The sequence below is a fragment of the Kitasatospora sp. NBC_00315 genome (assembly GCF_041435095.1).
Taxonomy (GTDB): Bacteria; Actinomycetota; Actinomycetes; order Streptomycetales; family Streptomycetaceae; genus Kitasatospora.
Window position 1 is genome coordinate 1 of the sequence record NZ_CP108028.1, and the last position, 10250, is coordinate 10250.

A 10250-nucleotide genomic window follows, 5' to 3' on the forward strand; every position below is an offset into this window, starting at 1 on the left:
CCTGATCTACCTCGCCGTCCTGGCGGGCAGCCTGCTCGCCCTGGCCGTCCTCCTCCGCCGACGCCCGACCACCCCGCCCCCGGCGGCGCCCACCCCGGCCTCGCCGATCGTCACCGCCGACACCGAGCTGCACACGATCCTCGTTGCGGCTGCCCAGCTCGCCGCCCGGCTGCGGCCGGCGGCCTGACCTACCACCAGCGGGCCGGGTGCTCGAACACCCGGCCCGCCCCCCTCACCTCCTGAAAGGCTGATCCCATGACCGACGCCAAGACCCCCGCCCAGCTCGCCAGCGCCGCCGCCGACGCGGTCCAGGCGCTCAACCACGCCACCTTCAACACCAGCTACGAGGACGGCGGTTGGTGGTGGCCCTCCGACGCCTACGACGTCGTCGGCGGCCTGGACCGCATGGCCGGGATGCTGGGCCAGGCCCTCGACCAGATCGCCGCGCACGTCGAACGGCTCGCCCAGCACGACCACATCCGCAGCGACAAGGGCGGCGACGGCGGCGAGGACGTCGCCACCGCCCTCCGTGCCCTGAAGTCGGCACAGGCCGATGCCGCCCGGCTCGCCTCGCACCTGGGCGGCGCCCACTCCGCGCTGTCCTCGCTGGCCTACAAGGACTGACCCGTCTGAACGGCTGAGGCCGGGACGCATCCCGCGTCCCGGCCTCTCTCCGGCCCTTCAAACCCCACCAGCCTCGTCCGGCGAGTTTGGCCCCGCTGGAGCCCTGGAGGGGGCAGGATCAACGTCAACAACTCCATGAACGGCAGAAGGTCCCAGGCGGGAACCCGGGACCTCCGCAATGCCGATCGCCCCGTCTTCTAGTCCAGGGGATCTTTTGACCAGCGTAAGTGAGCCGTTCTCTCCCGCGCCACCGCTACCCGGCGAGTCGCCGCGCAGTGTGGCGCGTTCTGCTGTCCGGGCGTCCGGATCAGGCCCCCGGTGCCACTGCGGCACCCCGATCGTCCACACCCCCGGCAAGGTCCCCCGCGTCTACTGCTCGGACCGCTGCCGGAAGGCCGCGAAGCGTGCCATCGAGCAGTGGCAGCGCGCCGGTCAGGCGACGTCCGGGGGCAACCCCGGACACCTGGGGAAAGTATCAACAGAGTTTCGCGCCCCCTCCGACCTGGGGAAAGACGGCGTCAGCCCAACCCCGGTCGCCCGCGAAACTCGGTCGCGCGAACGGCGGGCGGGCCGCTTCGCCGACCGGCGCACGCTGTGGAGGATCAGCTCCATCCCCTCCTGCCGCGGCTGCGGCCGGTACGCCATGGACCCGGACGCCGGGCTGATCCTGGCCCGGACCGCCGACGACAACGCCGTGGTCCTGGGCACCCTGAAGTGCGGGAAGATTTGGTTCTGCCCGGTCTGCTCCGCCAAGATTCGGCACGGCCGCGCCCAGGAGATCACCACGGCGGTCGTCACCTGGCTGCGGCAGGGCGGCCGGGCCATGCTGGTGACCTTCACCGCCCGGCACGCCGCGAGCCACCAGCTCGCCGACCTGATGGACGCGATCCAGGGCACCCGCGCCGACAAGGACAACGCCATCGCCCGGCAGCCGGGCGCGTACCAGCGCCTCATCTCGGGCGCGGCCTGGGCGGGCGACAAGCGCCGGCGCATCAACCCGGAGGGCATCCGGGGCCGGATCGGCTACCTCGGGATGATCCGGGCGACCGAGATCACGGTGGGCCTGGCCAACGGCTGGCACCCGCACATCCACGCCATCGTGCTGTTCGGCGGCACCACCGAGGGCGAGCGCGGTGACCAGCGGGTCACGGGCGTGTTCGAGCCCTCCGTCTCCGCCATGGCGGAGTTCGAGGACCACTTCCGGGGCGTCTGGACCCGCCACCTGGCCAAGGTGGACCCGTCGTTCGAGCCCTCCGACGAGCACGGCGTGGACTTCAAGCCGCTGGAGACCGAGCAGGACGCGACCGACCTGGGCGAGTACATCGCCAAGGTGCAGGACGGCGACAAGGCCATCTCGCCCGCGAACGAGCTGGCCCGTGGAGACATGAAGGACGGCCGCTTCGGCAACATGGCGGTGTTCCAGTTGCTCCACCGGATCGGCGAGCTGATGAGCGGCCTGGCCGAGGACGAGGCGACCGGCGAAGGGTCACTGAGCTGGTGCCTCGTCCGCTGGCGCGAGTACGAGGTCACCGTGGCGGGTCGCCGTGCGATCGAGTGGACCCGCTACCTCCGCCCGCTCCTGGGCCTGGTCGGCGGGGACTCCGAGGAGGACGACCTGGACCACCTCTTCGCCCTGGACGGCGCGACCGAGATCCGCGACGGCGCCCACCTGGAGACCGCAGCCTGGCACCGGATCACCCACGCAGAACTCGACCTGGCGGCCACCGAGGCCACCGAGGCCGGGTGCTGGGCAACGCTCGAAGACCTGGTGCTCGCGGCCGGCGGGAAGGCGAGCGAGATGCGCATCCTCACCCCCGGCGAGATCACCGAGGCGTGGGAGAGGACCCTCGCCAACCTCGCCGATCGGCGGGAGCGTGCAGCTGCACGCCGGGCGATCGAGGCGGCCGGACCCGGACGAAACTGATATCAGTCCGCACTAACTCGCTGTCGGTTCCTGCGGCCTGACCAGCACAGCAAGCTATCGCGTAGGGCAGCCCCAGGGGTGGCTGTCCTACGCACGGCCTGTCGTATCGCTCCGGACCCCTGGCCGGGCGTACGTCATCAACCCGGGCCGCCTAAGCCACGCCCACGCACTAACTTGCTCCCCCAGCTCCGCCCCCCTGCTGCCTGCCTCTGCCCTGCCCTGACGCTGCCCACTTCCCCCACCCACGCTGTCCTTCTCCTCACCCACCAGCCGCCTACTTCTCCCCACCTGCGCTCCCTGTTCTCCCACCGCTTTCCCCTCCGTATCCGCTCTCTCAACCCCATTCCATTCCCTGATCAACCACCTTCCAATTCCTCTCCGACCTTCACTCAATTCCCTTCTCTCTCCACCCTTTTCCACCTCTGACCTTTCACTCTCTGTTCCATCTCTGACCCCCTCCCACCAACCTCTGTTCCACCTCCACCGAGACCACCCACTTTTCAAGGGACGCGGAGAGTGGGTGGTCTCGGTGGAGGTGGAACAGCCGGGCAGGTCGGAGGGGGTCAGAGTGTCCGGGCCCCGGACACCCGTTGTCCTACCCTGTGTCCAGCTCAAAAAGGGGCGAGCGCGCCTGGTATCGGCACGCGGAAAAGGGCCCGTACTCCGTGGAGTACGGGCCCTTCCTGGTGGTCGGTCAGTAGCCGATGATCCGGCGGCCGGTCTCGTACTGGCGGCGGATCGTGGACTGCTTCTCGGGGTCCTCGTGGATGGATTCGGCGATCTGCCGCCAGCTCAGGCCGTAGTCGTCGCGGAGCCGGACGACCTGGACGGCGGCCCGCCGCTCCAGGAGGCCGGCCAACTGGTTGGTGAAGAACGCGGCCTGGCGGACGTCGGACTCCGAGCGGTCGGTGTTGCGCTCCGCCTCCCCGTCGCCGAGGGCTTCGAGCGCGTAGGCGAGCTGGTCTCCCTCGACCGAGCGGGCGAGCCAGCCGTGCGGGTCGTCGGTGCTCTCCCAGGTGATCTCGGCACTTCCGCCGGTGGTCTTCGTGACGCTGACAGACATGGTTGTCCTCTCTCGGATGGTGCGGGGTGGTGGGTCAGATCAGAGCGAGCATCAGGGCGGCGGGCAGCAGGCCGAGCGCCAGGTGCGCTGTCTGGTCGACGTGGGCGGCTCCGCCGTGGGCCGCGAATCCGGTCTGTCGAGCGACGGCCATCCAGCGGGTGACGGGCCAGCGGCGGTCGATGGCCGCGTGGCTGACGACGATCCAGGCGACGGCGGCGACGGTGCCGGCCCCAGTGAGATGCAGGCCGAGGGCGGCTGCACCGACGCCGAGGACCAGGGCGACGGCAACCACTGCGTGGGTTCCGGCGTGGGCGGCGGAGGCGGTCCAGCCGACGCGGCCGGAGCCCGCTTTGTGTGCGGCCTGGTGGTCCGTCTGGAACGGGTAGTCGGCGAGCATGTGGCCGACGTACAGCAGGACGAACGCGGTAGCGAAGACGCTGGCAGCCATGATCTGGTCCCTCCCCGAAGTGGCGTGCGCTTTGCGCACACTCCGACTATGGCAGGGGGTGTGCGCATTGCGCAAGGGGGGGTGCTGACGGACTAGCAAACGGTGTGAATGCGATCATGAACCCTTGTGGCTTTGTGAATGCAAGAGCTCCGATCGTCCTTCCGGAGCGAAGCTCTGACCTGGGGTCGGGCGGAGTGCAAGAGGTGTGCCCTCCTCTTGGGGTGTTCTCGATCTTGCTTGGCTGAGGTGACTCTCTGCTGTCGATCTCGGTCCGTCGGATCGTGATGCAAGGGTGTGCTGGTTCTGCTGGTCGTCGCTGACGGTGAGTGATCTGGTGGCACTGCTCGGGCGGTCAGGTTCGTGCGGCTGGGACGGTCGGTGCGGCTGGCGGGCGACTGGCCCATGCGTCGAAGTGCTTCGGTCCGGCCTTGGCCAGTGCCTCGCGTCGGTACTGCGCGGTGGACCGTGAGACCTGGGTGGCGTCGGCCAGCTGCGCGAGCGATCCGCCGGCGCGCTGGTGCGCGCGGATCGCCTCGTCGCGGACGGCCTCGATGCGCGGCAGGAAGCGGAGGTCGAGTCCGCCGATGACGTGGGCGAGGTCGGACAGGAAGACGGCCATCGGCTCGCCGCGGCGGTAGGTCTCGCCGGTCCGCAGCATGACGATCCCCTGGATCGTGGCGTCCAGGCTGTCGAGCAGTCGCCCGGCGTCGGCGCCCATCGCGGCGGCCTCCTCCGGAAGGAGCGTGACCGTCAGGGTCACGCTCCCGTCGTCGTCCTGGTGGACCTTGTGCATGTGCGCTCCTCAGCGGGTGTACGGATGTCCGTGCATGGAGGGTTGCACGGACATCCGTACAGCGGATTTCCGGCTCGCCGACGACGACCAGGGCGACGTCGGTGTACGTGAAGTCGGTGACGTACCGGGCGGACGGATGACGTACCGGTGAAGCAGGCCGGGATCGGAGCACACCTCTTGCTATCCGGTGGCGCGTCCATGACGACCGATCAAAAATCGCGTCGTCGCCTGCGGCGATGGCGTCGCCTCCCGGCGGGCCTGGCGGCCGGGCTCGGGCGGGAGGGCTGCCGCGAAACTGGGCCCACAAGGCACTAACTCGCTTCGGGTTTCTGCTGCTGCGGCCGGCGGATTCGTCGGCCGGCCCGCGCCCACCCTCACGACCGAAGCCGCGGTGACCGGACCCCGGCCGCCGACGTCCACCAGCTGCTCGCGCAGCCCGCACGGTTGGGCTGGCGGGGGGTTCCCTCGGTGGGCGGCAGTCGCAGACCTGGCACGGGTTCTGCTGGGGGTGGCGGAGCTTGCGGAGCTGCCCCCAGCAGGTTCCGTGCGAGCCTTTGGTGCCGTTCGCCGAGGGAACCCCCCGACTGTTCGACCGTCACCACCCACCAGTGCGGCACGAATCGCTCGTCGCCCCTCCCCTCGGAGGTGGTCGGGTGTGGGCGGAGCCCGCTGGCAGATGCCGAGCTGCTGCAGCTGCTTCGCGGCAGCGGACGGCGCGTCGGCAAGGACGGCCGGTCGTCCGGCGGGGAGAGCCGCTGTACGCCGCTCTGACGGCCTGTGGGCCCGCTGGCGGACGAAGAGCCGCAGGAGCGGGAGAGCGGCGCTCAGCGGCCCCGTGTAGCGCCGTGTATCGGTACGTTCGGGTGAGCACGACGAAGCCCCCCGCCGAATTCGGATCGGCAGGGGGCTTCCGTGTGCTCTGGGGCGGTCAGCTCCGGTGGACGCGCCAGCGGCCGGCCGGAGCCACGGACTCCCCGACCTCGATCGTGTCGCCCTGGGCGTCCACGTAGACGTTGCGGCTCAGCAGGACGGGGGAGTCGGCGACGACGCCCAGGAGCTCCGCGTGCTCCTGGGTGGCGGCGGCGGAGGTGGACGCCTCCTCCGAGGCGACCGCGCGGCGGCCGGTGACGGCCTCGATGGCGGACGGGGTGCCGCCGATGATCCGCTCCTTCAGCAGCAGGGCGGGCACCGTCTCCGCGAGGTCAGCCGAGAACCAGCTGGTGCTGGCGCTGACGGGCTCGCCGTCGGCGTTGTGCGTCACCCGCTGGCGCCGCAGCGCCGGGCCCTGGTCCTCGACGCCCAGGAGGTCGGCGACCCACTCGGGCGGGACGGTCAGGTCGGCGTTGGTGATGACCGCGTACTCGCCGTCCGCGTAGATCCGGCCGGTGGCGAGCGCGGCCTCCAACCGGTCTGCGGCTGTGCGGTGGAGCGTGCGCCTGGTGCTGACCGTGGTGGACGCGCCCGGCCGGGCTTCCGCGAGGCCTTCGGCCTTGAGGGTGCGGTGGACCTTCTGTGCGGTCGCGGTCGAGATCGAGTACTGCGCCGCGAGGTCGCGGACGGAGGGCAGCGCGTCGCCGTGCGACAGCTCGCCGCTGACGATCTTCGCCTTCAGCGTGGCGACGACTTGGAGGTACGGGGGCGTGCGCTCCAACGAGGACATGTCGGCTCCTTCGGTTCGGGTGGTCTAGCACAGCATCCGATGCGGTGATCTACCACAGTGTAGGGCTTGACACAGCAACTGTGCTACTACAGTATGGATGTTGTTAGGCCGGTCCTCCTGGGGGCGGCTCAACGGGCTCGGAAATCCGGGGCCCTCGCGCGCACACGCGTAGGGCCCCCTCTCCAAAGGCCGCCGCAACTTGCAACTTCGCAGGTCACGCGCGGTTGAGGGGTGCAACCGAGAGCACGGGCGCAACCGCTGGGAGCAACTACCCCAAAACAGACGGGCCGGATCGCCGCTCGAACGGCAATCCGACCCTGATCCACGATCTTGAAAGGACTCGCTCGTGGACCTCGCAGCAGCATGGTCGAAGTCGATCGACACCTCCAAGTCGGCGCGCACCGCGTCGTCGACCGCCACCGTGAACGCGCTGGACGCGGTCGGCCCGTTCTGCGCGCCGTTCGCGGTGCGCTGGGACGCCGAGGCGAAGCGGCGGCTGGACCTCCGCACCCCGGACCACCTGAAGGCCCTGCTGGCCGCTCAGCGTGAGCACAACAGCGCTCGGGCCCTGGCCGTGACGGCGAAGAACGCCCGCCGCACGGCTCGCGCCGGATCCAAGAACCCGCTCAGCACCGAGCGGCGCGCGGCCCGCACCTCGCACCGCGCCGCAGCTCAGCAGCACACGCAGGCACGCGCCGACCTGCGGGCCGCCCGCCGGAACTACCCGACGACCCTGCGGGTCCGCGCGGTGCAGATCCACATCGCGCACAGCGTCACGGCCGGGCTGACCTCCTGGGTCCTGACCGAGAACGCGCACGAGCTGACGATCTGGCCCGCGCCGGTCTCGGCCGCGCTGGTCCTGCTCAACGCCGCCGGCCTCTGGCTCGGCCGCCGCAAGTCGTCCGTCCAGATCGAGGACGGCCTGACGGCGGAGGAGAAGCGCCTGGCGGAGCGTCTGGACCCGTCGTTCTGGGTGCAGAACGCCGACCCTCGCGGCCTGGCTGGCACCGTGCCGACCCCGGCCAAGCTGACCCCGGCCGGGCTGGTCTCCCACGTCCGGCTCGACGGCCGGTGGACGCCCAAGGCGTTCCGCGCCAAGGAGGACGAGATCCGCGCCCTGCTCGGAGCACGTACCGACCTGCGCATGGAGATCAAGACCGGCAGCCACGGCGACCGCGCCACGATCACGCTGCGGACCCGCAGCGCGGCGGACGGCCTGGACCTGACCGGCTGGGCTCCCGGCGCTCCGTGGGGCGTGGACACCGTCACCGGTGAGCTGGTCATGGTCCCGCTCGGCCGCCGGATGCTCATCGCCGGTACGTCCGGCGCGGGCAAGTCCTGGTCCACCCGGGCCCTGCTCGCCGAGGCGTCCGAGACCGAGGACCACCGCCTGGTCGTCGTCGACCCGAAGCGCGTGGAGGCGCTGAACTGGAACCACCGCGCCCGCACCGCGATCGACCTGGAAGGCGTCCTCGACCTCTCGGACGAGCTGGTGGCCGAGATGCACGAGCGCCTGGAGCTGATCCCGCGCGGCCAGGACGTCATCCAGATCAGCGCCGACCGCCCCCGGATCACGGTGTTCGTGGACGAGGGTGCCGAGGTCATCTCGATGTCCAAGACGCCCAGGGTCAAGCCGACGAAGGAGGACCCGGGCGACCCCGACTGGTCCCGGATCATGGCCAACTTCCGGACCCTCGCCCGGATGGCGCGGGCTGCCGAGATCATCCTGATCTGGGCCACCCAGAAGCCGACCATGGACGCCAACGGCGGCATCGACCCGCAGATCAGCGCCCAGATCACCTACCGGGCCGCGCTCGCGCTGTCCACCTCGGCCGAGTCCCGCGTGGTCTTCGGCGAGGACGCCACCGACAAGGGCTGGCACGCCCACGAGCTGCCCATGCCGGGCGTCGCGATGCTCCGCTACGGCCCCAAGGCCAAGCCGCACCCGATCAACACCCGGGCGTTCTCCCCGGCCGACGTCATCGCGCTGCCGGACCGGCCGATCTGGAAGCGCGGCGGCGGCCTGGCCGACGCCGTGCCTTCGCAGCGGAACGCGCTGCGGCTGGTCAAGGACGCCCAGGAGGTCGAGGTTGCCGACGCCGCGCCCGCCCAGGAGTCGAACCGGAACCGGGTGCTGGCAGCGGTCCGCGCCGGCGCTCTCAGCCCGAAGGCCGTGACCGAGGCCACGGGCCTGAACAAGGGCACCGTGTCCCGCGAGGTCGGGGCCCTGGTCAAGGCGGGCGTCCTGGTCCGCTCCACCGACGGCACGCTGGCCATCGTCGCCACGGAGGTGTCCGCATGAGCGCCGACCTGCAGATCGCCATCGCCGAGGCCAAGCGGCAGCAGGAGTTCGCCGCGCTGGTAGCCGCCGTCGTCCAGCAGCTGCCCGCCGCGACCGCCCCGGCGCCGCTGCAGCAGCACTCCGGCTGCGGCTGCCAGCACGGTCACCCGGCCGTCCCGACCAGCCGTTCGTCCATGCGACCCCTGGCCATCGGCGGGGCGGTCGTCGTCGGCGGCGCGGTCCTGACCGGCCTGTTCCTGGCCGTGGCGCTCGCCTCGGTCGCCATCGCGGTCAGCACGATCGTGCTGTACCTGCTGTTCCGCGAGGTCAAGAAGGGCCGCAGCTGATGGCCGCCCGGAAGACCGCCCCGGTCGAGGTGCCGGGCCAGCTGCTGATGTTCGCGGTGCCGACCCCGGCGGTCTGCATCTGCTCGCGGGGCAAGTCCGCCTCGATCTGCGGCTACGACCGCCACTGCGGCGCGTGCTCGCGCTGCCTGGACTGCGAGAAGTGCGCCGGACCCGGCTGCACCTGCGACTGCGAGGGGAAGTGACCATGAACACCACCGACGTGCGGCGCTTCCTGCGCCGCCTGCTGACGGTCGGTCCGGCCGTCGCGATGACGCTGGTCAGCATGGCGCTGACCCTGGCCGTGGTCGTGATGTGGCTCGGGCAGTCGATGCCCGTCGCCGTCGCCCTGGTCGTCGGCGTGGGCCTGGACGGCGGCTGGCTCGCCACCCTCGCCTACGAGCGCCGGTTGGCCGCCCAGGGCGACCACAGCACCGCTGTGACGCTGGTCGGGTGGGGGTTCGGCCTGATCGCGACCGGCGTCCTGGTCGCCCACGCCCTGGTGGGCGAGCACTCCGCCGGCGCATGGCTGGCCGTGGCCTGGCTGCCGATCGCGGCCAAAGCCTTGTGGCTGGTCCACGGACTGTGGGAGCGGACGTCGCTCACCCCGGCCGCGCTGGTAGCGATCCGCGAGATCCAGCAGGAGTCTCGCGACGAAGCCGCGGTACTTCGGGCTCGGCTCCGGGCGGAGGCTGGCTCGGAGGAGACCCGGCTCACCGCCGTGACGGCGGCTGGGGCCCGCGTCGCACGGGTTCAGGCCCGTACCGCCGGACGGCTCGCCGGATCCTGGTCCCAGCTGGAGAAGGCCCGGCAGGCGGAGGGCACCGGACGCGCTCTGACCTGCGTCACAGAGCGCGTCACACCCGGGGCACGCCCCGCCTGGGACCTGCCCGTCTGGGAGTCCCTGGACGCCCTGACGGCGCTCCCCGCGCTGGACGCCGCCCCGGCGCTCAGCGACGACGAGATCGACCGGATCGTGGTCGAGCTGCGCGACAGCGAGACCCCGCCCCTGACCTACCGCGAGCTGGCCGTGAGGTTCCGCGCCGCTGGTCACTCCGCCGGAGAGACCCGACTCCGGTCCTCCTGGCGGCGCGTCACCGCACTGGCTGAGGG

Annotated in this window: 9 protein-coding genes and 1 pseudogene; 6 read left to right on the top strand and 4 right to left on the bottom strand. The window is 71.3% G+C overall.

Features of this window, described 5'->3' with window-relative positions:
* Positions 1-255 precede the first annotated feature (255 nt).
* Positions 256-624 carry a hypothetical protein gene (locus tag OG823_RS34630; protein ID WP_371484912.1) on the top strand — a complete coding sequence of 123 codons (369 nt, stop codon included), beginning with the start codon at positions 256-258 and terminating at the stop codon, positions 622-624.
* A gap of 643 nt (positions 625-1267) precedes the next feature.
* Positions 1268-2548, top strand: coding sequence for a hypothetical protein (locus tag OG823_RS34635; RefSeq protein ID WP_371484914.1), 1281 nt, complete (start codon positions 1268-1270; stop codon positions 2546-2548).
* A gap of 694 nt (positions 2549-3242) precedes the next feature.
* On the opposite strand, the gene OG823_RS34640 is transcribed toward OG823_RS34635, so the two are convergent.
* The 4 genes from OG823_RS34640 to OG823_RS34655 all read right to left on the bottom strand — a co-directional run bounded on the left by OG823_RS34640 (position 3243) and on the right by OG823_RS34655 (position 6512).
* A complete protein-coding gene (locus tag OG823_RS34640) occupies positions 3243-3611 on the bottom strand; it encodes a hypothetical protein (protein ID WP_371484916.1) in 369 nt (122 codons plus the stop codon).
* A 34-nt stretch (positions 3612-3645) separates the two neighbouring features.
* Positions 3646-4059, bottom strand: coding sequence for a DUF3307 domain-containing protein (locus tag OG823_RS34645; protein WP_371484917.1), 414 nt, complete (start codon positions 4057-4059; stop codon positions 3646-3648).
* Between the two features lie 352 nt (positions 4060-4411).
* Complete coding sequence (locus tag OG823_RS34650) at positions 4412-4852, bottom strand: hypothetical protein (protein WP_371484918.1); 441 nt, start codon at positions 4850-4852, stop codon at positions 4412-4414.
* A gap of 928 nt (positions 4853-5780) precedes the next feature.
* Positions 5781-6512, bottom strand: coding sequence for a GntR family transcriptional regulator (locus OG823_RS34655; protein WP_371484905.1), 732 nt, complete (start codon positions 6510-6512; stop codon positions 5781-5783).
* A 346-nt stretch (positions 6513-6858) separates the two neighbouring features.
* Between OG823_RS34655 and OG823_RS34660 the strand changes: the two genes are divergently transcribed.
* The 4 genes and pseudogenes from OG823_RS34660 to OG823_RS34675 all read left to right on the top strand — a co-directional run.
* Positions 6859-8814: an FtsK/SpoIIIE domain-containing protein gene (locus OG823_RS34660; RefSeq protein WP_371484906.1), complete on the top strand. Its 1956-nt coding sequence runs from the start codon at positions 6859-6861 to the stop codon at positions 8812-8814.
* Positions 8811-9140 (top strand): hypothetical protein, encoded by a 330-nt coding sequence (locus OG823_RS34665; protein WP_371484908.1) that lies wholly within the window; start codon positions 8811-8813, stop codon positions 9138-9140. The genes OG823_RS34660 and OG823_RS34665 overlap by 4 nt, the downstream gene beginning before the upstream one ends.
* Positions 9140-9343 carry a hypothetical protein gene (locus tag OG823_RS34670; protein ID WP_371484910.1) on the top strand — a complete coding sequence of 68 codons (204 nt, stop codon included), beginning with the start codon at positions 9140-9142 and terminating at the stop codon, positions 9341-9343. The genes OG823_RS34665 and OG823_RS34670 overlap by 1 nt, the downstream gene beginning before the upstream one ends.
* Positions 9344-9345: 2 nt before the next feature.
* Positions 9346-10239: pseudogene (locus OG823_RS34675) on the top strand (hypothetical protein); the annotation flags it as partial.
* Between the last annotated feature and the right edge of the window lie 11 nt (positions 10240-10250).

Excerpts from the sequence above, each read along its gene's own strand:
- OG823_RS34630 (WP_371484912.1), top strand. The coding sequence starts at position 256 with ATGACCGACGCCAAGACCCCCGCCCAGCTCGCCAGCGCCGCCGCCGAC.
- OG823_RS34635 (WP_371484914.1), top strand. The coding sequence starts at position 1,268 with ATGGACCCGGACGCCGGGCTGATCCTGGCCCGGACCGCCGACGACAAC.
- OG823_RS34640 (WP_371484916.1), bottom strand. The coding sequence starts at position 3,611 with ATGTCTGTCAGCGTCACGAAGACCACCGGCGGAAGTGCCGAGATCACC.
- OG823_RS34645 (WP_371484917.1), bottom strand. The coding sequence starts at position 4,059 with ATGGCTGCCAGCGTCTTCGCTACCGCGTTCGTCCTGCTGTACGTCGGC.
- OG823_RS34650 (WP_371484918.1), bottom strand. The coding sequence starts at position 4,852 with ATGCACAAGGTCCACCAGGACGACGACGGGAGCGTGACCCTGACGGTC.
- OG823_RS34655 (WP_371484905.1), bottom strand. The coding sequence starts at position 6,512 with ATGTCCTCGTTGGAGCGCACGCCCCCGTACCTCCAAGTCGTCGCCACG.
- OG823_RS34665 (WP_371484908.1), top strand. The coding sequence starts at position 8,811 with ATGAGCGCCGACCTGCAGATCGCCATCGCCGAGGCCAAGCGGCAGCAG.
- OG823_RS34670 (WP_371484910.1), top strand. The coding sequence starts at position 9,140 with ATGGCCGCCCGGAAGACCGCCCCGGTCGAGGTGCCGGGCCAGCTGCTG.